Genomic DNA, 23,901 nt, shown 5'->3' on the forward strand with positions numbered 1-23,901 from the left:
GCCGACATCACCGCGTCAGCTTCTTGTACTTCACACGGTGCGGAATGATGCTGTCCTGGCCGAGGCGGCGCATCTTGTCCTTCTCGTAATCCTGGAAATTGCCCTCGAACCATTCGACATGGCTGTCGCCTTCGAAGGCCAGGATGTGGGTCGCGATGCGGTCGAGGAACCAGCGATCGTGGCTGATGATGACGGCGCAACCGGCAAAGTCCTCCAGCGCCTCTTCGAGCGCACGCAGCGTATCGACGTCGAGGTCGTTGGTCGGTTCGTCGAGCAGCAGCACGTTGGCGCCGGACTTCAGCATCTTGGCGAGATGCACGCGGTTGCGTTCACCGCCGGACAGCGCGCCGACCTTCTTCTGCTGGTCCGCGCCCTTGAAGTTGAACGCCGAGCAATAGCCGCGCGAGTTCACTTCCTTCTTGCCGAGCAGGATCAATTCGTTGCCGCCGGAAATCTCCTCCCAAACGGTCTTCTTGCCGTCGAGCGCATCGCGCGACTGGTCGACATAGCCGAGATGCACGGTCTCGCCGACCGTGATCGTGCCAGCGTCCGGCTTCTCCTGGCCTGTGATCATCCTGAACAGCGTGGTCTTGCCGGCGCCGTTGGGGCCGATCACGCCGACGATGCCGCCGGGCGGCAGCTTGAACGTGAGATTGTCGATCAGCAGACGATCGCCGAAGCCTTTGCTGAGGCCGTCGAAATCGACCACGTTGGCACCGAGCCGCTCGGCGACCGGAATGATGATCTGAGCGGTCTGGGTCTGCTTCTCGCTCGCCTTCTTGAGCAGATCCTCATAGCGCTGATAGCGCGCCTTCGACTTGGCCTGGCGCGCCTTCGGCGAAGACGCGACCCATTCCTGCTCGCGGGCGAGCGTCTTCTGGTGTGCCGCGTCCTCGCGGCCCTCCTGCTCCAGACGCTTCTGCTTCTGCACCAGCCAGGACGAGTAGTTGCCCTCGTAGGGAATGCCGCGGCCGCGATCGAGCTCTAGGATCCAGCCCGTAACATTGTCGAGGAAGTAGCGGTCGTGGGTGACGATCAGGATCGCACCGGGATAGTTGCGCAGATGGCCTTCCAGCCACGACACGGACTCGGCGTCGAGATGGTTGGTCGGTTCGTCCAGCAGCAAGAGTTCGGGCTGGTCGAGCAGCAGCTTGCATAGCGCGACGCGGCGGCGTTCGCCGCCCGAGAGCTTGGTCACGTCGGCATCGTCGGGCGGACATCGCAGCGCGTCCATGGCCTGGTCGACCTTGCTGTCGAGATCCCACAGGCCCTGCGCCTCGATCTCGTCCTGGAGCTTGGTCATCTCGTCGGCGGTCTCGTCCGAATAATTGACTGCGAGCTCGTTGTAGCGGTCGAGGATCGCCTTCTGCTTGGCGACGCCCTGCATGACGTTCTCGCGCACCGAGAGCTTCGGATCGAGCTGCGGCTCCTGCTCGAGATAGCCGACACGGGCCCCCTCGGCGACCCAGGCCTCGCCGGTGTATTCCTTGTCCAGGCCGGCCATGATCCTGAGCAGCGTCGACTTGCCCGAGCCGTTGACGCCGAGCACGCCGATCTTTGCGTCGGGGTAGAAGCTCAGGTGGATGTTATCGAGCACCTTCCGGGTCGGGTAGCTCTTGGTCAGGCCCTGCATGAAATAGATGAACTGGCGCGCCATCGGTCCCGTGACACCTTCAATTTGAGGAGATTTGCTTGCCGCCGATGTAACGATCCCGCCCCCAAAGGGCAATGTTTTCCGTCCGTTCACCAAGGATGAATACGGACGGACACCATCCGGGCGCCAATCCGGACAATTGAAACTATCTTTTAATCAATCAGGCCAAAGCTCGGTTTTCGCGCGGAAACAGCGCCACCCGCCAGAATGAACGGGAGCACAGCGAGGCCGACCATGGCTCTGATCGAGACCAACACTCTTCCTGTTCCGGCAGAAGCCGGCCACGTCTCCAGGTTCGTCTCGGAGATCAAGGGCTTCTGGAAGCGCTTCTTCGCCACGGCCTTCAATCCCTACCGGCCCGAACTGCACTACATGCGTGGACCCGGTCCCGCCTGGCGCGCCAAGCACGGAATGGATGCGCCGTTCCGCCTGAAGTCCCGCGATCTCTGAGCCTCCATCTCCTATCGGATTTTTGAAGTCGCAAGCTGCTTGCACGCTGTCCTGATTGCGCGCAACCATGGACCGGGTCCGACGATGGCGCCCACTTGCGCCGTCACCTCTCGCCATGGATGAACGCTGATGAGCCGGCTGCGCTGTGCAATTCTCGACGACTATTTCAACCTCGCGCTCGACGTCGCCGACTGGCCGAAACTGTCCGACCGGGTCGAGGTCACCGTGTTCAGCCACCCCTTCGCTTCGGAACAGGCCGCGGCAAGCGCGCTCGCGGATTTCGACGTCATCTGCGCGATGCGCGAGCGCACTGCTTTCCCCAAGAGCCTGTTCGACAAGCTGCCGAAGCTGAAGCTGCTGTTGACCTCAGGCATGCGCAACGCCTCCATCGACGTGGAGGCCGCGAAGGCGCGCAATGTGGCCATCGGCGGCACACAATATTCGCGCGATCCGACGGCGCCGCTCACCATGGGCCTGATCCTGGAACTGACTCGCGGCATCGGCCGCGAGAATGCGCGCATGCATGCCGGCGAGCCCTGGCAGACCTTTGCCGGCGTCGAGATCGAGGGCTTGACGCTCGGCATCGTGGGGCTGGGCAAGCTCGGCAGCAAGATGGCTGGGATCGCGAAAGCGTTCGGCATGAACGTGATCGCCTGGAGTCCGAACCTCACGCCGGAGAAGTGCAAGGAGGCCGGCGTCGGCTACGCCACCAAGGAGGAGCTGTTCGCCAAGGCCGATATCGTCACCATCCATGTGGTGCTGAGCGAGCGCTCGCGGGGACTGGTTGGAGCTGCCGATCTTGCGCGGATGAAGCCGACCGCCTTTCTCGTCAACACCGCGCGCGGGCCGATCGTGGACGAGCAGGCGCTGCTAGAGGCGTTGCAGCAGAGGCGGATCGCAGGCGCCGGCCTGGACGTGTTCTCGGTCGAGCCGCTGCCGGTCGACCATCCCTTCCGCAAGCTCGACAACCTCGTGCTGACGCCACACCTCGGCTACGCCACCACCGACGGATTGCGCATCCATTACGGCCAGATGGTCGAGGCGATCGACGCCTTCACCAAGGGCGGCGAGTTGCCGCGCAGGCTGGCCTGAAACGACACTGGCCTGAAACGACACTGGCCTCAAACGACACTGGCCTCAAACGACACTGGCCTCAAACGACGATGGGCGTGCCAAGGCAGGCCCATCGCAATTCGTACTCTTCTCGCAGCGCTCAGCGCACAGTGACCGGCGCGGGCAGCGGCGGCACCACCGTCGGCTGGGTGCCCGGGACCGGACCGGCCTGGGCGGACATCGGAGCCGGCCCGGCCGCGCTCGGCGTCGGTGCGGCGGAGGCAGTCGCCGTTCCCGGCGGCGGGCCGCCCGGCAGCACCACCACGCGGGTGCCGACCTTGACGCGATCGAACAGGTCGGAGACGTCCTCGTTCAACATGCCGATGCAGCCGGAGGAGACGAACTTGCCGATCGTCGAGGGCTGGTTGGTGCCGTGGATGCGGTAGACGGTCGAGCCGAGATACATCGCGCGGGCCCCTAACGGATTGCCGGGGCCGCCGGCCATGAAGCGCGGCAGATAGGGCTGACGCTCGATCATCTCGGTCGGCGGATGCCAATCCGGCCACTCGGCCTTGCGGGTGATCTTCTGCACGCCGGTCCAGGTGAAGCCGTCGCGGCCGACGCGGACGCCGTAGCGGATCGCACGGCCGTTGCCGAGCACGTAATAGAGGTAGGTGTTGGGCGTATCGACCACGAGCGTGCCGGCCGGCTCCTTGGTCTGGAACGCGACTTCCTGGCGGCGCAGGTTCTGCGGCAGCTGCGCCGGCGCAGCATCGGGCTGCTCCTCGGGCGGCAGCGACGCGATTGTCATCGGCCGGCCATCGGCATCGACGGGCGGCTGGGTGGACTGGACCGTCCCGGTCGCGGCGGGACTACCGACGGCCTCAGGCGGACGCAGGCCGTCATTGGCTGGCGCCTGCTGCCCCGGACGATTGGCATAGATCACCGGCGGCGGACCGGCCGGCCGGCCGTAGCGGGGATCGTCGGGCGACATCACGGGGCCCTGGGGCGCCGCCGAATAGACCGGCGGAGCGCCAGCCGGACGACCATAACGGGGATCATCCGGCGACATCACCGGACCCTGCGGGGCAGCCGAATAGACCGGAGGCGCGCCGGCCGGGCGGCCGTAGCGCGGATCGTCAGCCGGACCGGGCGGCGGCAGCGAGGCCTGCGGCATCGCGTCGTCGTCTTCGTCCAGTGCGTCGAAACTCGGTGTGCGGTCACCGGGCCGATATTCGGTCGGGGCACCATAGCTCGGCGCCTGCTGGACCGGATAGCTCTGAGCCTGAGCGAGCGAGGTTCCCGTCGCAGCGACTGTTGCGGCAGCGCATATCGTCAGAAAATGTTTGATCATCATCGCTCTTGTATAGTCCCCAAGCCCGATTGGACCGTTAACGGCCAGATGACGGAAGATAGCGGCACATTCAAGACATATCAGGCCTATTTGCGCCGGATTTGCCGATTTGTGATCCGCAAGACGACCGTTGCCCCGTTGCATCACGGGGCTGAAATCGTATTGCGCCATCAATCGCCGCGTTATTCGGCCGCGATTTTAACGGAACGACGCGGGAGCGTTGCGATATGGTCGAATCGGCCTGATTCGCTACCTTTTTGAGTGTGGCGAACGCGGCAATCAGTACCGACACCGCGTTCAGATGCCTCTTGGGCCCCCGGTCACGTCGCCGCTGGGGCGGAAATTCGCAATCGCTCGATGCTTCCCGGCTTTCGCTTCCTGTTTGCCGCGATCCTGTTGTCAACCTCCATCCTGGTGTTCGGCCTGGGAGCCGCCGCGCTGCTGCGGGCGACCCATCAGCAGTATGTCAGCAACCCCGCCTGGCGGAATGGCCCGCAGGAGCAGGTGTTTGCTCAGAGCCCCGAACCGGCCCGGCCTGTGCTCGCGGTATTGCGCATCGAGCCGGAGGTGACCGCCGAGCCGGCGCCGTCCCTGCGCGACCAGGTGCCGACCATCGGGCTGCCGGCGAGCGAGCCCGAGCAGGTGGCCGCGCTGACGGCCGAAGCCGATCCGCAGCCTCAGGCCGTTGCGCCCCCGGCCGAAGTCTCGGCTGTCGAACCAGCCGAGCCCGAAGCAACCGTGGAAGCCGCAGCGCCGGCTTCCACCGACACGCTGACCCCGGCCGATACCACGGCCTCGGTCCCCGAGGCCAAGCCTGCCGCAACCGCCAGCGAGCCGGCGCCTGCTGACCCCAGTGCCGCCCTCGCCTCCTCGGCGCTCGACGTCACGACGGCCGTGAAGGAGCCGCCGGCGAAGGCCAAGGCCGAGAGCAACAAGTCGGATAGCAGCGCCTCCGACAGCAAGGCGACGAAACGCAAGGCGCAGGCGAAGAAGCGGCACCGCGTGGTGCGACGTCCGCAGCCTCAGCAGTTGCAGCAGCAGCTCGATCCGTTTGGACAGCCAGCTTTTGCTACAACGACGACCGCGCGCACGCGCTGACGCTTCACCGCGACGATCTCACGCCGGCCCCGTCGCGATCGGCGGGCCGCCGGCCTGGCCCCATTCCGACCACGACCCATCATAGAGCGCCGTGTCGGCGATGCCGAGCCGATAGAGCGCGAGCGTCAGCACGCCGGCCGATACGCCCGAGCCGCAGCTCGTCACGATCGGCGCATCGAGCTTGACGCCGGCGCCCGCGAAGGCAGCGCGGAGGTCCTCGAGCGGCTTCATCTCGCCGGTCGCGGCGTCGAACAGGAGATTATACGGCACGTTGCGAGCGCCTGGGATGTGCCCGGAGCGGATGCCCGGCCGCGGCTCGGGCGCGCGGCCCTCGAAACGGTCGGCGGCGCGCGCATCGATCACCTGCTCCCTGCGGCTTTCGACATTGGCGATCAGCTGCTGCATGCTGCGCACGCGGTTTGAATCATAGCTGGCCTTGAACGTCGCAGGCTTCGGCTTGACCTCGCCGCTCTCGACGGGGCGGCCCTCGGCACGCCACTTCTTCAGGCCGCCATTGAGGATGCGCACATTGCCGTGGCCGTAGGACAGGAACATCCACCAGGCGCGCGGCGCGGCGACCCAGCCGCCGGCATCGTAGAGCACGACGGTATCGGCATTGGAGATGCCGAGATGGCCGATGTCGCGGCCGAACTGCTCGGCGCTCGGAAACATGTGCGGCAGCGGATTGGAATGATCCGACACCGCATCGACGTCGAAGAACACCGCACCCGGCAGATGCGCGGCGAGATAGTCGTCCTTCGGCAGCGGCAGCACGCCGGGCAGCTTGAAGCTGGCGTCGAGGATCTTGACGTTGGCGTCGCCCCTGTGGGCGGCGAGCCATTCGGTCGAGACGAGGGGGTCGGTGGCCGTCATTCGCTATTTCCTTGTCATTCCGGGGCGTGCGCAGCACGAACCCGGAATCCATCGTGCGGCAGTGTCGGTCGATGAATGGATTCCGGGCTCGCCCTTCGGGCGCCCCGGAATGACGGTGAGAGAGAGAAGCCCTCACCCCTTCTTCTTCGGCTCCCATTTCTCCGTCGGACCGCCGGCGTCGCGCCAGGCGGCGTAGCCGCCGGCGATGTGCGCGACGGGCTTGAGGCCCATGTCCTGCGCGGTCTTGGCCGCGAGCGCGGAGCGCAGGCCGCCGGCGCAGTGGAAGACGAATTTCTTGTCCTCCTGGAAGATCGGCTTGGCGTACGGGCTCTGCGGATCGATCCAGAATTCGAGCATGCCCCGGGTGCAGGCGAAAGCGCCGGGGATACGGCCGTCGCGCTCGATCTCGCGGGGGTCGCGGATGTCGACGATGACGACATCGCCGTTCTTGGAGATCTCGATGGCGTCCTTGGCGGTGAGCGTCTCGATCTCGGCATTGGCCTCGTCGATCAGCGCCTTGATGCCGCGGGTGATGGTCTGGGGCATATGGTTCTCCCTCTTGTCATTCCGGGGCGCGCGTAGCGCGAACCCGGAATCCATTTCTCTACACGCGCTGCGGCCCGATGGATTCCGGGCTCTCGCTTCGCGAGCCCCGGAATGACGGCGGGAGCTAGTGCGTCAATTCCTTCATCGCACCTTCGAGCCCCTCGATCGTGATCGGATACATGCGGTTGGCGAAGATGCGGCGGATGATGGTGGTCGATTCCGAATAGTCCCAGTGCTTCTGCTGCACCGGGTTCAGCCACACCGCATGCGGATAGGTGCGGATGATGCGGTCGAGCCAGACCGAGCCGGGCTCCTCGTTGACGTGCTCGACCGAGCCGCCGGGCACCATGATCTCGTAGGGCGACATCGAGGCGTCGCCGACGAACACGACCTTGTAGTCGTGCGGATATTTGTGCAGCACGTCCCAGGTCGGCGTGCGGTCGGTGAAGCGGCGCTTGTTCTGCTTCCACACGCCCTCATAGAGGCAGTTGTGGAAGTAGAAATACTCCATGTGCTTGAACTCGCTCTTCGCCGCCGAGAACAGCTCCTCGACCTGCTCGATATGCGCGTCCATCGAGCCGCCGATGTCGAAGAACACCAGCAGCTTCACCGCATTGCGCCGCTCGGGGCGCATGTGCACGTCGAGATAGCCGTGATTGGCGGTCTCGCGGATGGTGGTGTCGAGATCGAGCTCGTCGGGCGCGCCGGTGCGCGCGAATTTGCGCAGGCGCCTCAGCGCCACCTTGATGTTGCGGATGCCGAGCTCGACATTGCCGTCGAGATCCCTGAACTCGCGCTTGTCCCACACCTTCACGGCGCGGTTATTGCGGTTCTTCTCCTGACCGATGCGCACGCCTTCGGGATTGTAGCCGTGGGCGCCGAACGGCGAGGTGCCGGCGGTGCCGATCCATTTCGAGCCGCCCTGGTGCCGGCCCTTCTGCTCCTCGAGGCGCTTCTTCAGGGTCTCCATGAGCTTGTCCCAGCCCATGGCCTCGATCTGCTTCTTCTCTTCTTCCGTCAGGTACTTCTCGGCGAGCTTCTTCAGCCACTCCTCGGGGATCTCCGCCTTGTCCATGGCCTCGAGCAGGCTTTCCAGCCCCTTGAACACCGTGCCGAAGACGCGATCGAACTTGTCGAGGTTGCGCTCGTCCTTCACCAGGGAGGCGCGCGACAAATAGTAGAAATTCTCGACCGTGTAGTCCGCAAGGTCGGCGTCGAGCGCCTCCATCAGCGTGAGGTATTCGCGCAGCGTCACGGGGACCTGCGCGTCGCGCAGAGAGGTGAAGAATTGCAGGAACATGGAAGACAGATTGCCCGTCGGGTGGCCGACGTCAAGGGGCGCTCCACCTTCTGCTCGCCGGGGAGAGGTGAAGCGAAATCGCGAGCGCGGGTGGACCCGACGCCTTTTTGCTCTAGAATTGCCACCTCACGGGGTTGTTTTGGGGACGTTCGCAAATGGGAATTCTCGCAGCGCTCATCATTGGCGCGATCGCAGGCTGGCTCGCGGGCAAGATTGTCCACGGGGCGGGATTTGGGCTGGTCGGCAACATCGTCGTCGGCATCATCGGCGCACTGGTTGCGGGCTGGGTGCTGCCCCAGCTGCACATCCAGCTCGCCACCGGCACGGTCGGTGCCATCGTGGACGCCACGATCGGCGCGGTGATTGTGCTGGTCATCCTTTCGCTGATAAAACGGGTCTGAAGGCCTGACCGAACCAGGAACGGCCGCCATGTGCGGCCGTTCGCTTGTCGTGACCAAGGCATTGCCTCACGACGACGACCAACAAGGACGCGCGATGAAATTTACCGGCACCAAGGACTATGTTGCGACCGACGATCTCAAGGTCGCCGTCAATGCCTCGATCGTGCTCGAGCGGCCTCTCCTGGTGAAGGGCGAGCCCGGCACCGGCAAGACGGTGCTGGCGGAGGAAGTGGCGAAGGCGCTGAACGCGCCGTTGCTCACCTGGCACATCAAGTCCACCACCAAGGCGCAGCAGGGCCTCTATGAATACGACGCGGTGTCGCGCCTGCGCGACAGCCAGCTCGGCGATGCCCGCGTGTCCGATATCAAGAACTACATCAAGCGCGGCAAGCTGTGGGAAGCCTTCACCGCCGAGCAGCGCCCGGTGCTGCTGATCGACGAGATCGACAAGGCCGACATCGAATTCCCCAACGACCTCCTGCTCGAGCTCGACCGCATGGAATTCCATGTCTACGAGACCGGCGAGACGATCAAGGCCAAGCAGCGCCCGATCATGATGATCACCTCCAACAACGAGAAGGAGCTGCCGGACGCCTTCCTGCGCCGCTGCTTCTTCCACTACATCAAGTTCCCCGACGCCGACACGATGGGCCGCATCATCGACGTCCACTTCCCCGGCATCAAGAAGCGCCTGGTCGAAGAAGCGCTGCGCATCTTCTTCGAGGTGCGCGAGGTGCCCGGCCTGAAGAAGAAGCCGTCCACCTCCGAGCTGCTCGACTGGCTCAAGCTGCTGCTGAACGAGGACATGAGCGTCGAGCAACTGCGCGAACGCGACCCGCGCAAGCTGATCCCGCCGCTGCACGGCGCGTTGCTCAAGAACGAGCAGGACGTGCATCTGTTCGAGCGGCTGGCGTTTCTGAGCAGAAGGGAAGTGTAGGCTCGGGCTCACTTGCGATAGCGCTCCGCTGTCGCTCCAAACATTGGTGTCATTCCCCGCGAAGGCGGGGAATCCAGTACGCTGCAGCCTCTCGGCTCCATCACAGCCGCCTCTGGAATACTGGATCGCCCGGTCAAGCCGGGCGATGACAGTGAGAGTGTGGCAAGCGCCTGCTCCACATCGTCATTGCGAGCGGAGCAAGGGGCAACGGCGTCGTTCTCCGACTCGCATCTTGATTGCAGACACACCTTCGCAGCCTCGCGGCGCATTCCGCCCGAGCTTTGCTCCATTCCATCGCCCCAAAAGAAAGAGGGCGCAGGGAAGGCCGGGTGCTGACCCAGCACCCGCGGTCTGCTGCGCGAATGTAGCGCAGAGAAACTGCACAGCAGCATACAGGTGGTGCCAATCACACGGCCTTCCCTGCGCAGTGGTCGGACGGCTTATGCCGTGCTCTCCCGGGAGCCGAACTTTCCCTCTGGCCTCCCTCGCCCTGCGAATTGGCGATGCCGTCTGCCCGGTTGGGCTCGCGCGCATCTTCGCAAAGGCTTGACCGTAGCAACGACGGCCAGGACCACACGTCCTTATTTTGGCATTGGGTGAAACACGCCGAAACTAAGAAAACCCTATGAAATCAGGCCATTCTGATTAGGCTTGATGCGGGCTGTTTCTGCGGGCTTCGCCAAATCTAGGGCCGGGCCCTAAGCCAAAGCAGGACACAACGCACATGACCACCGTCAGCATCACCGAAACAACTGAGCCAAACGGCTCAGTTGAGAAGCGCACCCGCCGTGGCGGCGTCATCCTGACCGACCGGATGTGCGAGCAGCGCGTCACCGAACGCATCAAAAAATACGACCGCAAGGCTCGTGGCCTATATGCCGACATGATCCCGGCAGGCGTCACGACCTTTTACTTCAAGTTCACTGATCGGATGACCGGCAAGCAGCCCTCCAAATGGCTAGGAGTCTACAACCCTGAGACCTTCCGGGTTGAGCACGCCCGCAGCGTCGTCTACGCTCTCAAGGCGCGGCTCGGCAACGGCGAGAACATCGCCGAAGACCTGCGACTGCAGAAGGTGCTGAAGACCAAGCGCGGCCGGACGGTCGACGACATCATTGCGGAGCGCATCGACTGGATGAAGACCAAGGTCAAGAAACCGGACGGCGAGATGCGGCCCCGAATCGAGAGCTGGGAAACCGTCGCCAGCCATCTGCGCCGCTTCCTCAGTCCCCGGCTGGGCAAGAAGCTGGCCACCGAGGTCACCAAGCAGGACATCGCGACACTCTCCAATGACATCGTCGCGGGCAAATTCGGCAAGCCATCGGTCAGCAATGCGCGCCACATGCGAAAAGCCGCATCGGGCCTGTTCAACTGGGCGGCGGAAGCGGGCCGCGACTACGTCACCGCCTCCCCTTGCATCAACCTGCCCAAGCTCGACCCGGAGCATCCGCGCACGCGGGTGCTGTCCGAAGACGAGATCAGGATTTTCTGGCATGGGCTCGACCGCGCCGACCTGCCTTGGGACCGCCGCACCCGGCTGGCGCTGAAGTTCGAGCTGGTGACCATGCTGCGGTCGCGTGAGCTGCTCGGCGCGCACCGGGACGAGCTGTTCGATCTCGACGGCACGCACGCCCGCTTTGACGTGCCGTTGAAGCGGGTCAAGAAGCGCCGGGTCATCCAGCAGCCGTTGCCCAGCCTCGCAGTCGAGATCATCCGGGAAGCTCTGACCAGCGACGATCAAGGATACGTGTTCGAAAGCCCGGTCTATCCGGGTCAGCCGCTGCACCGCAAGGCGATGGCCGACGCGCTGCGCGGCACCATGAACGAAAAATGCAAGGGCAAGACCAAGACGCCCGGCCTGTGCGAGCTGCTAGGGTTGAAGCGGTTCACGCCGCACGATCTGCGCCGGACGGCGGCGACCTTGGCGGGCGATCTCGGCTTTGACGATGCGTGGATCGCCAAATGTCTCGACCATGCCGCGAGCAAGAAGGCCGAGGTCATGGTGCCGACTGTCACCGGCAAGGTCTACAACCATTCGAAGCGGATGAAAGAAAAGCGGGCCGTGCTCGACGGCATCGCGGCCGAGCTGCGGCGGATCGTGGGGACGGTGGATGCGGGGCTGCGGGAGGCGGCTTGATAGGGTCTCCGCGAGCCGCCGCGCCACCGTCAATGCAGCCGCCGCCGGAGCTTCCTGATCAGCTCCCGCAGGTCGTCGGCGTACTCCTCGATGTTTCGTAGCGCCTCCTCCATGCGCCGCGCCTTGCCTCCGGTCGGCTTGGGCGCGGGCTTTGGGGGCGGTGGTTCGTCGTTCGGGGTCATGGCGGGATCGTTGCGGAGGGCTGAGGGGGGGCCGTTGACGTGGATCAAAGGAACACTGATCCAGATCAATCGTCCGCTCCCGCCGCGCTCTAGAAGGGCACATGGACCACGACACGCTCCTCAGGGATTTGGCTATGGTCGAGCGCCACGTCGCGCTCGGTGCGGGTCACGTTGCCAAGCAAGAGGCCATGATAGCGGGGCTGGAGCGGAAGGGACACGACACCGTCAACGCGCGGACGTTTCTGACCACATTGCGCGAGTGGATCGGCGCCGATGCCAGGCTACCGGCTTTATATTCTGGATGAGAGCGGGCACATCGTAGACCGCCACGATCTGAACTGTCCAAACGACCGGGCGGCGATGCTTCGCGCCGGGCAATTGGTGACCGATCAGAGCGCTGAGCTTTGGCTGCTTGATAGACGGGTGGCAAGCTTCAAGGTTCGCTCCCGACCGTGCCAGGGCGACGGCGTAGGGCCGTAACGAAGCGGCTGACATTGCTGCAGGCGGGTGTCCGCCGTCGGACACCGTAGTTCTACTAGGTAAGAACAGTCCTCGAACAAAACGAGTATCTGCCGCCTCGGACAACCCTTCCTCGGCTCTTCACCTTCCCAACGATGGGGCGATCAATGAAGGACATGCGGACCCAAGCGGAGAAGCTACGCACAGATGCGGCCGAATGCGCCCTGATCCGCGATCTCGCGACAGAGCCCAAAAAGCGAGAGTTGTTCTCGCGGTTGGCCGAACATCTCAACACATTGGCAGACGAAGTTGAGCGGGCAATAGAACCATCGGCAAGCAAAGACAATTCCTCCTGACGTCCGCAGGCAGGCGCGGCGCGGAGGTGCGGCCGAAATTCTGAAGCTTGAAGGAATGGCGCCGGGCGGTGACAGGCGCGAAGCATGTCCACAGGTCTGATGATGACAATGTCATTATCAAGCCTGAGCAGGGTAACTCGCGCGCCTACACGCTTGACCGCTTGGACCGTGAACGGCCCGCCCGGCTTCGGCGCGACCGGCGAGGGTCGGGGCGCGATCACGGTAGCTGCCTGCGACCGTGATTTTCCTATCGCCACCACTTGCCAGCGTCACGCTCGCCGTTTGCCTTCATCGCGGCCAGCAATCCGCCCGCCCTGATCACCGCGCCCGGCCAGCACCCTCTGGCTTCCTTCACCAGCGCGGCCGATGTCTTTCCGACACTCGATAGATGTTCTCGTTGGGAACTCCTACCGCGACCAATGGTGTGTTGCTCCTATGCCGTCAACGGCCGGTGCGCTTGGCAACTGGGGCTTGAGCCCCAGTTGGTTTCACGCCGCCCTCGGGGGATAGCTTGTGCCCAGCTCGCGACATACTACACGCTCCCCTTGACGTTCGAGCACGTCACGCAGTCGAGGTCCGCTTGCACTCCACACTGTGAACGAATTCGTCGCGACGTCGGTCGGCGGACCGTTGTCCTTCACTAGCGCTTCAGGCCCGGCCAAGTGCAGCAAAGACAGGAACGCAGCAAGCCGTCCGGTGACCGGCACGCGCTCGCCGTTGTCGTAGATGCGGCGCATGGTGTTGACCTCGTCGATGGTCAATGCGACCTGCTGGCCGCGCGTGTCGCCAGACGGAGAGAGACAGAACCTTTCGATCCAAGAAACAGCGTGATCGGCGCGGGTATGTGGGCGCATGATCAATTCTCCTCCTTCTCCCAAGGGAAAGGTCCGTCGCGTTCAGGCAGGCGGCGCGCGATGGTCTTGTGATCTGACCGACTGCTCGGCGTCAACCTCAACTTCACCGCCAGTGCCGACTGCGCACGAACCGCCAACTCCCATTCCTTGATCCGGGTCGGCTTGCGCGCCAGACTTCGCGCCAGCATCGCAGCTTGGATGTAGCTGACGATCAGCAAAACATCGCTCTTGACGAAATGCCGGTGATCAACGCTGCCGACCAACTCGATGAACAGCGCTCGCTCGGCCTTCGTCAGCGATGATGGCGGGGTCAAGCGCGCTGGCGAGCCGGTGACCGGGAGTGAGATCAAGGACGCGGCGGATTGTCGGCCTCGGTTTCGCATCGCTTTGGACCTGACCTCGTGTTTCGGAAAACTGGACGTTTAGCAAAATTCGTGCTGCGGGCCGCGTGAAACCGTCAGCTGCGGTAAAAAGAATTACTCGCCCCCCGGCCATGTTTTGCTTTCTTGATAGAATGGATGCCTCGCGTCGAGCGGAAGCCCATCAGCACCAATCGCAGTCGAGAAACCTTGCGTCTCAATCTGCTGCTTGTCCTTGCTATGATGCGAGGCGCACAGCGACTGCAATTCACCGAGCCAGAACAGTTGCTGATCGCCACGATGCGGAATGACATGGTCGACAATCGTTGCGGCGGTGACCACGCCTTGCTCCGCGCACATCCGGCACAGCGGGTTTGTGGCGAGTTGGAAGCGAACGCGTCGGCGCCACCGAGCCGAGCCGCGCCAGCGCTCCACATCATCATAAAAGGCCATCGTTTGCCTCCGAACCGTCGCGACCCGGCGCCCACGACATGGCTGAGCGGAATGGGCACCGGGCCGCGCGCCGGGCGAAACAGGACACCCGGCGATTGGTGTCAGTCGAAATGCCATTCGCGCTCACCGCTCGCGGCTTCGAGCCGATCAGCCGCATCGCGCAACAATTCGGACAACCGCCATTTTCGCGTGACGCCAAGGCCGCTCGCCATTTTCTCGACTAGGCCGAGCAGCTTGATCAAGAAGTCCATCGCGCTGCCCTCATCCGGAGTGACAGACGTGATCAGCATCGCGGCTCGCTCGGACGATGGTAGCAACCGAACAGCGCGCCGCGCGGATTCGAGGTGATCATGCGGCATTCGATTTTCTCATCTGTTTGACAGCGCGGTCGACCACATCGGCGATGTCGCTTTCGAGCGCATCGATCCGGGATTGCTGATCGTTGACCGTGTTGGCGAGATCGGCCAGCTGGGTGCGCAGCGTCTCCACCAGATCGCGCAATGCCGCGATCTCATCGCTCTGCCGCTCAACGATACGCGTCTCGATCAGCGCAACTTCCTCGCCGAGAACCGAGGCCATCGATTCCATCGCGCGCTGCAAATAGTCGATGTCGACGAGTTCGTTCGCGGGAGGTGGTGGCGGCTCCTGCGGCGCGTCCTTGAAGATCAAGCCCGACGCTGGCTGCTCTGGTTTGCGCAGTCGCGGCGGAATCCAGTCGCGCCGCAATAGCTCATCGTCTAAACGATGCTCAACCTTGAAATCCGCGAGCCGGTGGAGCGTGGTGCGTGCGCGTTCGAGAATCTGATCTGCATCCATGACGATCACCACGTAATATTCTCGGTCCACGCGACCGCACCGCTGGCACACAGCGCCCACGACAAGCGCATCGTAAGCCGAATGCCGAGCGTGTCCGTTTGCCAGAGCGAGCGAGCCGGTGCAGCAATCGCGTTCGGATTTCCTGCCGTGCCGATGGCGAGCGGCGTCGTGTCCTCCGCATGCACCACGGCTTCGCGCGATACGTCCACGCTGATCTCGGGATTGGCTGCGGTCGCGAATGCACCTACCGCAATTGCGATGACAGTATCATCGTCAACGGCTGCAGAAACGAGAACCGGAAACGCGAGGCTCGGCACATAGGCGGCGATCTTGATCGCGCTGCTCAACGAACAGACGAACGCGAGTTGTGATCCGGCGACCGGACCGACGGCAGCAGCCAGCGCGGCGAGATCGGTAACCGCAGCGACTTGACCGCCGCCTGCCGTGGCGGGGAGCGCGGCGATGCCGTTCAAGACACCAGCCGGACGCAAGGCTGTCGCGGCGTCGGCAGAGAGGACGGCAGTGTCCCAACCCAGCGCGATGGATCGATTGATCAGCGCGCGGATGACCTGCTCGGCATTGATTGGCGATCCTTCGATCAGCTCACGCGTCAGCAGGAACGCACATGCCAGCTTGAACGGCGTGATCAGCGCGCCATCGATGGCGAGTTGGCGAATTGGAATTGTGCCAGCCTCGGCGACGAAAGTCGCATGATCACCGCTCGCTGCCAGCGTCGGGATCAAGATGCTCTGCGTGCCATCGAACTGCAGCGACAGCGCGCGTTGTGCGAGACCGGAAGTCGCGCCGCCCGCGTTGATCAGCAGATCGGTGATGGCCTGCCGGGTGAGATCGGCGCTCGACGTGGTTGGCGTGACCGTGCCTTTGGTGATGATGTCGATGACGCCTTGCTGGCCCGGATAGAGCGTGGTCGCAGTGCGCTCGGCACCGATCCCTCGGGCGTCGGTGACGTTGCGGGCACTCGCGACGACGGCGCGGATCACGGCGTCGGACGGACGCGAGCGGATGGTTCGATCAGGGATGAATGGCTTCAGCATGCCGCGCAGCATAAGCCCGAACATTCGGCTGCGGCGTCACGCTGTGACACTATTCGCTACGGGCCCAGTGTTTTGCCCATTCGTCGACAATCGCCGTTACGATGGTGCTCAGTAGCTCGGAATCGTCTTCCCATCCCGGCAGGGTCTGAATTGCCCTGATCGCCTTTGCCAACGCCGGGTGCCGGGGATCGATCTCCGATACCCGTGCGAACACTTTCAGCGCATCGCACAACAGTGCCCATCTCGGGTCAGTGATCAGCGGCTTGCGCCCCTTGTTCTCGCGGTCGCGTTCCCGGCGCTTGCGGACGGCCGTGGGCGAGTTGCTAAGCTTCCGGGCCATCCTCAGCTCCTAAGGCCTCCTGCGGCCCGCCAGAGCCGCGCTGGCGCGTTCGTTCGGCCGGGCCGGTGTCCTCGGGCCTCTCGACCACACCAAGCACCGTCACGCTGTCCTCAGGCGAAATCCGGCGGCACGGCCCGGCCGGGCCTTCGCTACCCTCGCGCCGCTTGACCCACTCGCGGCGGTGCCGGGCGCGGCGGCGTTCATAGGCGCGGGCCTGTTCTTTGGTGACGTGGATGCCGGGCATGATTTGGGCTCCTCATTGGTTTGCGCCACCTTGCGTCACCCAAGGTGACGCAGAGGTGACGCAAGGTGGCGCAATGCCGTGCGCCACGTCACCTCCTCCTCTAGGAGGTGACGGTGGCGCAACGCAGGTCGAGAATGGATTTTCGAGGTGGCGCAAACTAGGCATCGTCGGCCACCTCGACGTAGTCCTTGGCCTTCCGCTGAGGGTCTTGACGCCTGACCACAACCAAGCTGCCGGTGCCCAGCCAGACCTTCAGCAGCCCTTTCACCTTGGCCTTAGCCGCCTCGTTCAGCAGGTCCAGTTCCAGCGCCTTGGCCACCGCATAGCCGACCCACGAGGCGGCTTGGCTGTCCCGGCGCCACTGCCCGGACCGGATCGCGGCGGCGACCCTCTCGAAGTCGGCCCCCGTCATCCCGTCGAGCGGCTTCGGATAGTTCCATGTGGTGACCACGCCGACGCTGTCGCCGCCGACCGGCCCGTTAGGACCATTGCCGAGGTCGATGCTCTCGATCTTGAACCAGTCCGACGCCTCAGCCGGAGGGGCGAGGTTGTTCTTATCGATGTAGGTCCGGAAGTAGGCTCGCTGACTATCCTTGATACCGGCCGCCTGAGCCTCTTGCTTCGTCATCCTGTTGACTACGCGGACCATGCGGCAGGCATCGCCGAATGAGCCGCCGCCGCGCGCGCTCTCAACTGTGACTTCCTGCTCACCTTTCCGAACATGGTGCACCAGCTCGACGGCGCAGTTGCCTTCCTCGGCGACCCGGCCCCATTGCTTCACGACGCTATCGATGGCGTTGTTGTCGTTCTCGGTGACCTGATGGCAACTCACGAACGGATCGATGATCAGGACGTCGATTTCCCTGCGCTTGATCTCGGCAATGAGCGCGTCGACGATAGGTCGAATGATCGCAACGCCGGTACGCGGCAGCATTCTCGCCACGATCAGCGGCTTCTCGCGACCGACATCGAGAAACAGCCGATCTCCGATATCGTCCGCATTCAACCCGTAGAGATCGGCTCCAGCTTGGACGCGACGAATGATCTCTTCGCGCGGGTCCTCCAGATTCCACAGCCAGACGCGCAGTCTGTCTGACGGCCGTTGATCAAGCAACGGCTGACCTGACACCATCGCCAGTGTTTCTGCAATCAGCAACGAGGTCTTGCCGGTGCCACCGGCCGCGATGGTCGCCGTCGGATATCTGCGGATCAGTCGACGACCGTAGAGCCAATCGCGGCGTGGCATGGTCTTTGGGTCGACCCATTTATAGGGCGTCGCCATGATGATCTCTACCGGCACCTTGACCGGTGGATATTCCTGTTCAGCTTCTTGCGCCAACGGTGGCTGTTGCTCGACCTCCGGATGCTTCTTGATCCAGGTCTCGCTCATCTTGCGCACGGCGCGCTCCTCACGCTTCCAATTCCAGTGCTTGCCGTATTCACCGGCTGCAGCGCGGGTCGCTCCCATCACGATGGCAACCACGTCATCAATCGGCACACCGCGATTCAGCAGCGAGGCAGTCACCGATATCTGCGTGGTGTGGATGCTGTTTTCTCCGCCGCCCATGTACATCATGTTGGTGAGACGCTGTTCGACATCGATCAGCGGCTTGTAGGCGTGCTCACGTGCGTACTGCAGATAGACGTTGTCCTGCCCTGCGGTCTTCGCAGGCTCCCGCGACTTGCGCAGGATGATCGGGCTCTGCTCGGAAAGCCATTCCTCCAGATCGTCCAGCTCATAGCGCGCGCCAGTTTCGTTGATGACCTGCACCTCGGTCCAAGCACCGTGCTTGGTGTTATGGGTGCCGGGCAAGCGCATCAGGCGCGAGACTTCGCAGACTTGCAGATCACCGCCGACGACGTCGGCAAGCTGGCGCAACGCAGACTCGATTCTCTCGATGTTAGCCTGTGTGTCGAGCGCTTCCTTGAACAGCCAGTAGGCGTGGACGCCGCCGCCAGAGAACACCAAGATGCTCGGCGGATAGCGCAACCTCGTCGACAACTTGCGCTCCACATCAGCGCGAGTGTCGTCGATGTCCTTGAAATCGATGTCGGCGTGCAGGCCGACCGTCTGGACGATGTTGGCCTTCTCGCGTTTGGCGTCGCGCTCGACGATGCCGGTGCAGAAGTATAAGGCGCGTCCGGGCCGATCCCACTTGTCTATGAAACTTCTGATGCGACTCCCGACGTTGGTTCTGGCTGAACGTTCGACTGGTTCTTTGCGGTCATGCCGATCATTGGGCAGAGTGCAGATGTAGATCGGCGCCTCTGTGGTATCGGCGAACATGGCTCTGATGAACGCCACTGCGACCGACGGCTCGGCCACCGCATCTTCGAGCGCGTTGGCTTTGATCTCTTCGACCTGCGCGGCGTACCGCAGAAATGGATTGCTGCTTGAATCGACCGCGTCCGGATGATATTTTTCCATCGTGGATTTCCTTCTGGCGATGGATGTCCTTCTTGCTCAAAGAAAATAAAACCGTCCGGCGCTGCTCACGCCGGGCGGTTGTTCTTTGTGTCGAGTTGGCGAACGTGGGCCGTCCGGCGTTGTTCGGCGCGCTGCTTGATGCCAGCCTCGATGTGATTGGCCGTGCTGCGTAGCGCGGTGACCAGCGTCGCCAGCTGCATATCGCTGACCATGTCAATGTCGCTGGCGCGCGTCTGCTCGACCGTGGCGACCATGGATTCGAGTCGCGCAAACTGCCTGTTCAGCCAGTGGTAGATGCGAACGGGCTTGGGGCGACGAGCGACGACTTGCAGATATTGGTAGGCCATTTGATGATCCATTCGACTTCCGTTGTCAGCTTCCCTGACTAAAAAGCCCCGGACGATGCCGGGGCTTGGGTGCAGTGTGCGTGCAGCCGGGTTGGTGGTCATTGATTCCACTTGTCCAGAACGTGGCGCAGAGATTCACGCTCGGCTTGATCGACGATCCGGCAGCGCTCCCACGCCTCAGGCTCGATATGCGTTTGGATTTCAGCATCAACGCGGTCGCGCAGATCGTTCGGGTCCATCGCGTCCAACTCCCAGCACAACTGCCCATAGGTTTTTCGAAACCATGGCGCGCGTGGGTCCTTCTTCTTCTCTTTCAGATTGAACGCAGGCTTCCGTCCGAGCAGATCGCAGTCACCGCGAAGCAGTGCAATTCTCCTGACGAAGATGTGGTTGCCGCCATAGCGCTCTAGGCGGTCGGGGATGTCGTGCTCCGACATCCACATCCCGCTTGGATCATAATCGCCAATGTAGAGAATGGTCAGGGGTCGAGCATCGTCGCATCTTGACACGTCGTTGATGATGGTGGCGCTGCCGAACCCATGCATGACACGGAAGCCAACGCCATACTCATCGAGCACGGGCTGCAGCACACCGCGAACCGTGCCCTTCTCAGACCAGACCTCGACGCGCTCCGGCTGTTGAATCCAGAAGTCCCGCCGGTAGGAACGAGCCACGCAACGAACGAAGGATGCCGGATCGTCCCAAGTTGAGACTTGCTCCAGCTCGCGCGTCTCATCGACAACCCACTCCCAGGGTATGGTCCCTTCTTCCCGGGCCAATTTCAGCAGGCGATAGACGCCCTGCATGCTATTCGTGCTCATCGACGGGATGAGGCCCAGCGAGAACAGTTTGTAGCCAACGCCTCGCCCTGTGATTGGTTGGGCGTCTTCCGCGATGTCGTACATCGCCTGAATCAGGTTCTTCGACCGCTGCGACCGGCCACGACCCTTTTTCGATCCTGTTTGAAAATACTCGTCGGCCATGATTCACGCCTCCGCCTGCTCGCGCTCAGTGCGGCGCTTGCGAGGACGACCCGGCCCACGACGGCGGTTCGCAACCCGCTCGTCGACTTGATTCTGCCAAGCGATGATCTCGTCCTCGTACCAGACGGCGCGGTTTCGGCTGATGTATGTGCTGGGCGGAAAACTGCCGCGCCTCTCCATGCGCCAAAGTGTTGTTCTACCGACCGGGACGATGGCCAAGACCTGCTCGACCGTCAGCATCCGGCGCGGACGCTCTACCACAGGGCTATCGTCGTCTTCGCCGCCACCGCTCTTGCTTTGTGGTCGATGAATCCGCCGGGCGGTGCTGTGCTTGGCGTCCTGATCTTCCCTGATCAGCTTGCCCTTGACCTTGGCGGTTTCGAATTTCGCCTTGACGGTCGGGGCGGGGCGGGGCGTCTTTCGCATCGCTTGGGCTCCCACGGTTTTCGTGCGGAGCTAATCAATAAGGCCAGATCAATCCTCCGGCGCAAAGTTATCGACCACTTTTTGCATTTTGTTTCGGTCCGGCGACCGATGGTGAAACAAGGGCCTAATAGGGCCCAGCTGGCAAGACCATGCAAAAACACCGGGAAAACGGGGTTGACGCCAAGTCCACACGGTTTTGCCGTACGCATTCAGCGCCGTCCGTCCGCACGCGGTTTCGGGCTCACAGGGACTACCCGCCCTGCCCGCACCATCTCGTGCCGACGCTGCCGCGTCCACCGCAACCCGGCCCGCGTTTCGAACGACTCGCGAACCGCCCCTCTTCGTCGGGCCGGGCTGTTTCGATCTATGCCGTAATTTCGGTAAAGTGGAATATTTTTGCGGAGAGGGGTTGACGGGGTGCGGGGTGTTTTGCCCGACGGGACAAGAATGACCGGTCGTTCGGCGCCTCAAGCCCCGGACAGCTCCGCGTCGCCCAGATTGGCCGTCACGAGGCCTTGCGCTTGACCGCCTTGCGCAAGGTCTCATCGATCCGCGATTGCCAGCCCGGCCCGGTCGACTTGAAATGCTCGACAACCTCCGGGCTTAGGCGCAACGAGACGAGCTTCTTCGTCGGCGCCTTGTTCGGACCGCGCCCTTTCCGGATGGATGCGCTGAGATCAGGAAAGACTTCAGAGAACGGCCGGGCCTTGGCGAAATCCGCCTTTGTCAGTTCAGGATTGTCGCTGACCGCAAGCAGATCTCTCTTGGTATAGCCAGATTTCTTCCTAGCGCTCGGCATAGAGTTTCCTTTCGCTACGACTCGCGGGCCGCATGCTGATGATGCTGACACCCTCTCGCCCCAGCCGGGCGAACACGACAACGATGACGCCGCGAATGTTCACGCCGATCGCGACCCAGCGTTTGCTCTTGTGCGAGGGGACAACCAGCGCACGGTCGAAGAATGACTCGTCGAGATCGGCGAAGTCCAGCCCGTGCTTGTCGAGATTGGCGAGCCGCTTCGGTTCATCCCAGACAATTTTCATCCGGCATAATGTAGCTACTATTTAGTCCAACGTCAACATCCTGTAGCTACAAAATATGAGACCGCCAGTTGGCGAGCATCAATGGAGCTCGCGCAGCTTCACGCCACCGCAGCATCCGGAATCCGCGCGGCTTCCATCGGCGCCTTGCCGCGGATCAGGTCGGAGGCGCGGTCGGCGATCATCATGGTTGAGGCGTTGAGGTTCGCCGAGATCATGCGCGGCATCACCGAGGCGTCGATGACGCGGAGGCCCTCCAGCCCATGGACGCGGAGCTGGTCGTCGACCACCGCCCAGGTGGAATCCGCCGGGCCCATGCGGCAGGTGCAGCCGGGGTGGAAGGTGGTGGTGCCGCGCTCGGTGGCGGCGTGCAGGAATTCGTCGTCGGTGTTGACGTTCGGGCCGGGGAAATCCTCGTAGGCGTAATAGGGCGACAGCGGTGCGCTCTTCAGCAGACGGCGCGCGAGCTTCATGCCGCCGACGACGACGCGGCGGTCGAGCTCGGCGTCGAGATAGTTGGTCTGGATGATCGGCGGCGCGAACGGATCAGAGGAGCGGATGCGGACGTAGCCGCGGCTCTCCGGGCGCTGCTGCCAGGACGCCACGGTCATGCCGGGGTCGTCCTCGAGCTGGCCCTGCACGCCCTCCTTGTAGCTCGCGGGCGTAAAGGTGAGCTGGAGGTCTGAGCTCTCCGCACTCTCGCCGGAATGCCAGAAGCAATAGACCATGGTCGGCGACAGCGACAGCAGGCCGCGGCGCGCGGTCGCCCATTTCAGCGCCTCGATCCAGAGCGAGAGGCCGCGGCGGAGCTCGTTGATGGTCTTGATGTCCTTGACCCGCGCCACCGTGCGCGGGGCGTAATGGTCCTGCAGACCCTCGCCGACGGGGAGCGCGTGACGCACCGCGATGCCGTGCTGCTGCAACAGATCCGGCGAGCCGATGCCCGAGAGCTGCAAAAGCTGCGGCGAATTATAGCTGCCGCCGGAGAGGATCACCTCCTTGTTGGCGCGCACCTCGATCGGCGTACCGCCGCGGCCGCCCTTCATGTAGCGCACACCGACGGCGCGCTTGCCCTCGAAGATGATCTCGGTCGCGTGCGCATGCGTGTGCACATGCACGTTCGGCCGCTTCATCGCCGGCTTGAGGAACGCGGTAGCCGCGGAGACGCGCAGGCCGTTGTTGATGGTGCGCTGGCAGTAGGAAACGCCTTCCTGCGTCTTGCCGTTGTAATCGGGATTGCGGGGAATGCCGAGCGAGACCGCGCCCTCCATGAAGGCCTCGCAGAGCGGATCGCGCCAGTCCATGGTGGTGACCGTGAGGCCGCCCTCGCGGCCGCGATAAGTGTCCTCGCCCTCGCCGACGCGCTTCTCCAGCCGCCGGAAGTACGGCAGCACGTCGGCATAGCCCCAGCCGCGATTGCCCATCTGCGCCCAGGTGTCGAAATCCATGCGCTGGCCGCGATTGTAGATGTGGCCGTTGATGGAGGACGAGCCGCCGAGCGTCTTGCCGCGCGGCGCGTAGATGCTGCGCCCGCCAGTCCAGGGCCCCGGCTCCTGCTGATAGGCCCAGTTGATGCTCTTCATGTGGAAGGTCTTGATGAAGCCCGCCGGCAAATGGATGTAGGGGTGCCAGTCCCTCGGGCCCGCCTCGAGCACGCAGACGCTGGTGTTGCGATCTTCGCTCAGCCGGCTGGCGAGCACGCAACCGGCGGAGCCCGCGCCGACGATGACGTAATCGAATCTGTCCATGGTGCTTC

Annotated in this window: 29 protein-coding genes; 8 read left to right on the forward strand and 21 right to left on the reverse strand. The window is 63.4% G+C overall.

All coding sequences use genetic code 11. The features are described 5' to 3' along the window. Nucleotides 1-7: 7 nt before the first annotated feature. Nucleotides 8-1,657, reverse strand: a complete 1,650-nt coding sequence (gene ettA / locus ACSHT2_RS13865) for an energy-dependent translational throttle protein EttA (RefSeq protein ID WP_319328119.1) — start codon at nucleotides 1,655-1,657, stop codon at nucleotides 8-10. A gap of 231 nt (nucleotides 1,658-1,888) precedes the next feature. On the opposite strand from ettA, the gene ACSHT2_RS13870 reads away from it, so the two are divergent. Both ACSHT2_RS13870 and ACSHT2_RS13875 read left to right on the forward strand, forming a co-directional pair. After that, entirely contained in the window at nucleotides 1,889-2,104 is a 216-nt protein-coding gene (locus ACSHT2_RS13870; protein WP_440642057.1) for a hypothetical protein, read from the forward strand. Between the two features lie 129 nt (nucleotides 2,105-2,233). Beyond that, complete coding sequence (locus ACSHT2_RS13875) at nucleotides 2,234-3,196, forward strand: D-2-hydroxyacid dehydrogenase family protein (RefSeq protein WP_440642058.1); 963 nt, start codon at nucleotides 2,234-2,236, stop codon at nucleotides 3,194-3,196. Between the two features lie 121 nt (nucleotides 3,197-3,317). Here the strand turns inward: ACSHT2_RS13875 and ACSHT2_RS13880 are convergent, their stop codons facing one another. After that, the gene (locus ACSHT2_RS13880) at nucleotides 3,318-4,514 is read right to left on the reverse strand and encodes a L,D-transpeptidase family protein (protein ID WP_440642059.1); all 1,197 of its coding nucleotides are present in this window, start codon (nucleotides 4,512-4,514) and stop codon (nucleotides 3,318-3,320) included. Nucleotides 4,515-4,868: 354 nt separating this feature from the next. Between ACSHT2_RS13880 and ACSHT2_RS13885 the strand changes: the two genes are divergently transcribed. Then, nucleotides 4,869-5,609 (forward strand): hypothetical protein, encoded by a 741-nt coding sequence (locus ACSHT2_RS13885; protein ID WP_440642060.1) that lies wholly within the window; start codon nucleotides 4,869-4,871, stop codon nucleotides 5,607-5,609. 18 nt (nucleotides 5,610-5,627) lie between these two features. Here the strand turns inward: ACSHT2_RS13885 and sseA are convergent, their stop codons facing one another. The 3 genes from sseA to ACSHT2_RS13900 all read right to left on the reverse strand — a co-directional run bounded on the left by sseA (nucleotide 5,628) and on the right by ACSHT2_RS13900 (nucleotide 8,328). Next, complete coding sequence (gene sseA, locus ACSHT2_RS13890) at nucleotides 5,628-6,482, reverse strand: 3-mercaptopyruvate sulfurtransferase (protein ID WP_440642061.1); 855 nt, start codon at nucleotides 6,480-6,482, stop codon at nucleotides 5,628-5,630. A 132-nt stretch (nucleotides 6,483-6,614) separates the two neighbouring features. Then, nucleotides 6,615-7,028 carry a rhodanese-like domain-containing protein gene (locus tag ACSHT2_RS13895; RefSeq protein WP_028179894.1) on the reverse strand — a complete coding sequence of 138 codons (414 nt, stop codon included), beginning with the start codon at nucleotides 7,026-7,028 and terminating at the stop codon, nucleotides 6,615-6,617. A 124-nt stretch (nucleotides 7,029-7,152) separates the two neighbouring features. Then, nucleotides 7,153-8,328 (reverse strand): vWA domain-containing protein, encoded by a 1,176-nt coding sequence (locus ACSHT2_RS13900; RefSeq protein WP_440642062.1) that lies wholly within the window; start codon nucleotides 8,326-8,328, stop codon nucleotides 7,153-7,155. A 155-nt stretch (nucleotides 8,329-8,483) separates the two neighbouring features. Here ACSHT2_RS13900 and ACSHT2_RS13905 point away from each other — a divergent pair, with 155 nt between their 5' ends. The 3 genes from ACSHT2_RS13905 to ACSHT2_RS13915 all read left to right on the forward strand — a co-directional run bounded on the left by ACSHT2_RS13905 (nucleotide 8,484) and on the right by ACSHT2_RS13915 (nucleotide 11,803). Next, nucleotides 8,484-8,729, forward strand: a complete 246-nt coding sequence (locus ACSHT2_RS13905; RefSeq protein ID WP_028179892.1) for a GlsB/YeaQ/YmgE family stress response membrane protein — start codon at nucleotides 8,484-8,486, stop codon at nucleotides 8,727-8,729. A 94-nt stretch (nucleotides 8,730-8,823) separates the two neighbouring features. Then, nucleotides 8,824-9,666, forward strand: coding sequence for an AAA family ATPase (locus ACSHT2_RS13910; RefSeq protein ID WP_440642063.1), 843 nt, complete (start codon nucleotides 8,824-8,826; stop codon nucleotides 9,664-9,666). A gap of 724 nt (nucleotides 9,667-10,390) precedes the next feature. Continuing rightward, entirely contained in the window at nucleotides 10,391-11,803 is a 1,413-nt protein-coding gene (locus ACSHT2_RS13915) for a tyrosine-type recombinase/integrase (protein WP_440642064.1), read from the forward strand. Between the two features lie 29 nt (nucleotides 11,804-11,832). Here the strand turns inward: ACSHT2_RS13915 and ACSHT2_RS13920 are convergent, their stop codons facing one another. Continuing rightward, nucleotides 11,833-11,985, reverse strand: coding sequence for a hypothetical protein (locus ACSHT2_RS13920; RefSeq protein ID WP_440642065.1), 153 nt, complete (start codon nucleotides 11,983-11,985; stop codon nucleotides 11,833-11,835). A gap of 101 nt (nucleotides 11,986-12,086) precedes the next feature. Here ACSHT2_RS13920 and ACSHT2_RS13925 point away from each other — a divergent pair, with 101 nt between their 5' ends. After that, nucleotides 12,087-12,290, forward strand: a complete 204-nt coding sequence (locus ACSHT2_RS13925; protein ID WP_440642066.1) for a hypothetical protein — start codon at nucleotides 12,087-12,089, stop codon at nucleotides 12,288-12,290. A gap of 321 nt (nucleotides 12,291-12,611) precedes the next feature. Beyond that, nucleotides 12,612-12,800, forward strand: coding sequence for a hypothetical protein (locus ACSHT2_RS13930; RefSeq protein ID WP_440642067.1), 189 nt, complete (start codon nucleotides 12,612-12,614; stop codon nucleotides 12,798-12,800). A gap of 488 nt (nucleotides 12,801-13,288) precedes the next feature. Here ACSHT2_RS13930 and ACSHT2_RS13935 read toward each other — a convergent pair whose 3' ends face one another. From ACSHT2_RS13935 to ACSHT2_RS14005, 15 genes are all read right to left on the reverse strand, one after another. Then, nucleotides 13,289-13,654: a hypothetical protein gene (locus tag ACSHT2_RS13935; RefSeq protein WP_440642068.1), complete on the reverse strand. Its 366-nt coding sequence runs from the start codon at nucleotides 13,652-13,654 to the stop codon at nucleotides 13,289-13,291. A gap of 2 nt (nucleotides 13,655-13,656) precedes the next feature. Beyond that, the gene (locus ACSHT2_RS13940) at nucleotides 13,657-13,917 is read right to left on the reverse strand and encodes a hypothetical protein (RefSeq protein ID WP_440642069.1); all 261 of its coding nucleotides are present in this window, start codon (nucleotides 13,915-13,917) and stop codon (nucleotides 13,657-13,659) included. Between the two features lie 213 nt (nucleotides 13,918-14,130). Beyond that, a complete protein-coding gene (locus tag ACSHT2_RS13945) occupies nucleotides 14,131-14,466 on the reverse strand; it encodes an HNH endonuclease (protein WP_440642070.1) in 336 nt (111 codons plus the stop codon). 101 nt (nucleotides 14,467-14,567) lie between these two features. After that, the gene (locus ACSHT2_RS13950) at nucleotides 14,568-14,756 is read right to left on the reverse strand and encodes a hypothetical protein (protein ID WP_440642071.1); all 189 of its coding nucleotides are present in this window, start codon (nucleotides 14,754-14,756) and stop codon (nucleotides 14,568-14,570) included. 58 nt (nucleotides 14,757-14,814) lie between these two features. Beyond that, nucleotides 14,815-15,294 (reverse strand): hypothetical protein, encoded by a 480-nt coding sequence (locus ACSHT2_RS13955; protein ID WP_440642072.1) that lies wholly within the window; start codon nucleotides 15,292-15,294, stop codon nucleotides 14,815-14,817. Continuing rightward, a complete protein-coding gene (locus ACSHT2_RS13960; protein ID WP_440642073.1) occupies nucleotides 15,288-16,337 on the reverse strand; it encodes a phage major capsid protein in 1,050 nt (349 codons plus the stop codon). The genes ACSHT2_RS13955 and ACSHT2_RS13960 overlap by 7 nt, the downstream gene beginning before the upstream one ends. Nucleotides 16,338-16,386: 49 nt before the next feature. Then, complete coding sequence (locus tag ACSHT2_RS13965) at nucleotides 16,387-16,677, reverse strand: hypothetical protein (protein ID WP_440642074.1); 291 nt, start codon at nucleotides 16,675-16,677, stop codon at nucleotides 16,387-16,389. After that, nucleotides 16,661-16,921, reverse strand: a complete 261-nt coding sequence (locus ACSHT2_RS13970) for a hypothetical protein (RefSeq protein ID WP_440642075.1) — start codon at nucleotides 16,919-16,921, stop codon at nucleotides 16,661-16,663. Before ACSHT2_RS13970 ends, ACSHT2_RS13965 begins: the two co-directional genes overlap by 17 nt. 157 nt (nucleotides 16,922-17,078) lie before the next feature. Then, nucleotides 17,079-19,349 carry an AAA family ATPase gene (locus ACSHT2_RS13975; protein WP_440642076.1) on the reverse strand — a complete coding sequence of 757 codons (2,271 nt, stop codon included), beginning with the start codon at nucleotides 19,347-19,349 and terminating at the stop codon, nucleotides 17,079-17,081. A 65-nt stretch (nucleotides 19,350-19,414) separates the two neighbouring features. Continuing rightward, nucleotides 19,415-19,798: a hypothetical protein gene (locus ACSHT2_RS13980; protein ID WP_440642077.1), complete on the reverse strand. Its 384-nt coding sequence runs from the start codon at nucleotides 19,796-19,798 to the stop codon at nucleotides 19,415-19,417. Further along, on the reverse strand, nucleotides 19,795-20,679 hold the full coding sequence (locus ACSHT2_RS13985; RefSeq protein ID WP_440642078.1) for a hypothetical protein: 885 nt from the start codon (nucleotides 20,677-20,679) through the stop codon (nucleotides 19,795-19,797). The genes ACSHT2_RS13980 and ACSHT2_RS13985 overlap by 4 nt, the downstream gene beginning before the upstream one ends. 3 nt (nucleotides 20,680-20,682) lie before the next feature. Then, on the reverse strand, nucleotides 20,683-21,105 hold the full coding sequence (locus ACSHT2_RS13990; protein WP_440642079.1) for a helix-turn-helix transcriptional regulator: 423 nt from the start codon (nucleotides 21,103-21,105) through the stop codon (nucleotides 20,683-20,685). Between the two features lie 505 nt (nucleotides 21,106-21,610). Beyond that, complete coding sequence (locus tag ACSHT2_RS13995; RefSeq protein WP_271530967.1) at nucleotides 21,611-21,904, reverse strand: BrnA antitoxin family protein; 294 nt, start codon at nucleotides 21,902-21,904, stop codon at nucleotides 21,611-21,613. After that, nucleotides 21,891-22,148 (reverse strand): BrnT family toxin, encoded by a 258-nt coding sequence (locus ACSHT2_RS14000; RefSeq protein ID WP_440642080.1) that lies wholly within the window; start codon nucleotides 22,146-22,148, stop codon nucleotides 21,891-21,893. Before ACSHT2_RS14000 ends, ACSHT2_RS13995 begins: the two co-directional genes overlap by 14 nt. A 98-nt stretch (nucleotides 22,149-22,246) precedes the next feature. Further along, nucleotides 22,247-23,893, reverse strand: coding sequence for a GMC family oxidoreductase (locus tag ACSHT2_RS14005; RefSeq protein ID WP_440642081.1), 1,647 nt, complete (start codon nucleotides 23,891-23,893; stop codon nucleotides 22,247-22,249). Nucleotides 23,894-23,901: the final 8 nt, after the last annotated feature.

Source organism: Bradyrhizobium sp. PUT101 (assembly GCF_052043945.1).
Classification (GTDB): domain Bacteria; phylum Pseudomonadota; class Alphaproteobacteria; order Rhizobiales; family Xanthobacteraceae; genus Bradyrhizobium.

Excerpts from the sequence above, each read along its gene's own strand:
- ettA (WP_319328119.1), bottom strand. The coding sequence starts at position 1,657 with ATGGCGCGCCAGTTCATCTATTTCATGCAGGGCCTGACCAAGAGCTAC.
- ACSHT2_RS14000 (WP_440642080.1), bottom strand. The coding sequence starts at position 22,148 with ATGAAAATTGTCTGGGATGAACCGAAGCGGCTCGCCAATCTCGACAAG.
- ACSHT2_RS13915 (WP_440642064.1), top strand. The coding sequence starts at position 10,391 with ATGACCACCGTCAGCATCACCGAAACAACTGAGCCAAACGGCTCAGTT.
- sseA (WP_440642061.1), bottom strand. The coding sequence starts at position 6,482 with ATGACGGCCACCGACCCCCTCGTCTCGACCGAATGGCTCGCCGCCCAC.
- ACSHT2_RS14005 (WP_440642081.1), bottom strand. The coding sequence starts at position 23,893 with ATGGACAGATTCGATTACGTCATCGTCGGCGCGGGCTCCGCCGGTTGC.
- ACSHT2_RS13990 (WP_440642079.1), bottom strand. The coding sequence starts at position 21,105 with ATGCGAAAGACGCCCCGCCCCGCCCCGACCGTCAAGGCGAAATTCGAA.
- ACSHT2_RS13875 (WP_440642058.1), top strand. The coding sequence starts at position 2,234 with ATGAGCCGGCTGCGCTGTGCAATTCTCGACGACTATTTCAACCTCGCG.
- ACSHT2_RS13965 (WP_440642074.1), bottom strand. The coding sequence starts at position 16,677 with ATGGCCCGGAAGCTTAGCAACTCGCCCACGGCCGTCCGCAAGCGCCGG.
- ACSHT2_RS13945 (WP_440642070.1), bottom strand. The coding sequence starts at position 14,466 with ATGGCCTTTTATGATGATGTGGAGCGCTGGCGCGGCTCGGCTCGGTGG.
- ACSHT2_RS13950 (WP_440642071.1), bottom strand. The coding sequence starts at position 14,756 with ATGCTGATCACGTCTGTCACTCCGGATGAGGGCAGCGCGATGGACTTC.
- ACSHT2_RS13975 (WP_440642076.1), bottom strand. The coding sequence starts at position 19,349 with ATGGAAAAATATCATCCGGACGCGGTCGATTCAAGCAGCAATCCATTT.
- ACSHT2_RS13980 (WP_440642077.1), bottom strand. The coding sequence starts at position 19,798 with ATGACCACCAACCCGGCTGCACGCACACTGCACCCAAGCCCCGGCATC.
- ACSHT2_RS13925 (WP_440642066.1), top strand. The coding sequence starts at position 12,087 with ATGGACCACGACACGCTCCTCAGGGATTTGGCTATGGTCGAGCGCCAC.
- ACSHT2_RS13895 (WP_028179894.1), bottom strand. The coding sequence starts at position 7,028 with ATGCCCCAGACCATCACCCGCGGCATCAAGGCGCTGATCGACGAGGCC.
- ACSHT2_RS13985 (WP_440642078.1), bottom strand. The coding sequence starts at position 20,679 with ATGGCCGACGAGTATTTTCAAACAGGATCGAAAAAGGGTCGTGGCCGG.
- ACSHT2_RS13880 (WP_440642059.1), bottom strand. The coding sequence starts at position 4,514 with ATGATGATCAAACATTTTCTGACGATATGCGCTGCCGCAACAGTCGCT.
- ACSHT2_RS13885 (WP_440642060.1), top strand. The coding sequence starts at position 4,869 with ATGCTTCCCGGCTTTCGCTTCCTGTTTGCCGCGATCCTGTTGTCAACC.
- ACSHT2_RS13960 (WP_440642073.1), bottom strand. The coding sequence starts at position 16,337 with ATGCTGAAGCCATTCATCCCTGATCGAACCATCCGCTCGCGTCCGTCC.
- ACSHT2_RS13870 (WP_440642057.1), top strand. The coding sequence starts at position 1,889 with ATGGCTCTGATCGAGACCAACACTCTTCCTGTTCCGGCAGAAGCCGGC.
- ACSHT2_RS13900 (WP_440642062.1), bottom strand. The coding sequence starts at position 8,328 with ATGTTCCTGCAATTCTTCACCTCTCTGCGCGACGCGCAGGTCCCCGTG.
- ACSHT2_RS13930 (WP_440642067.1), top strand. The coding sequence starts at position 12,612 with ATGAAGGACATGCGGACCCAAGCGGAGAAGCTACGCACAGATGCGGCC.
- ACSHT2_RS13935 (WP_440642068.1), bottom strand. The coding sequence starts at position 13,654 with ATGCGCCCACATACCCGCGCCGATCACGCTGTTTCTTGGATCGAAAGG.
- ACSHT2_RS13910 (WP_440642063.1), top strand. The coding sequence starts at position 8,824 with ATGAAATTTACCGGCACCAAGGACTATGTTGCGACCGACGATCTCAAG.
- ACSHT2_RS13920 (WP_440642065.1), bottom strand. The coding sequence starts at position 11,985 with ATGACCCCGAACGACGAACCACCGCCCCCAAAGCCCGCGCCCAAGCCG.
- ACSHT2_RS13905 (WP_028179892.1), top strand. The coding sequence starts at position 8,484 with ATGGGAATTCTCGCAGCGCTCATCATTGGCGCGATCGCAGGCTGGCTC.
- ACSHT2_RS13970 (WP_440642075.1), bottom strand. The coding sequence starts at position 16,921 with ATGCCCGGCATCCACGTCACCAAAGAACAGGCCCGCGCCTATGAACGC.
- ACSHT2_RS13995 (WP_271530967.1), bottom strand. The coding sequence starts at position 21,904 with ATGCCGAGCGCTAGGAAGAAATCTGGCTATACCAAGAGAGATCTGCTT.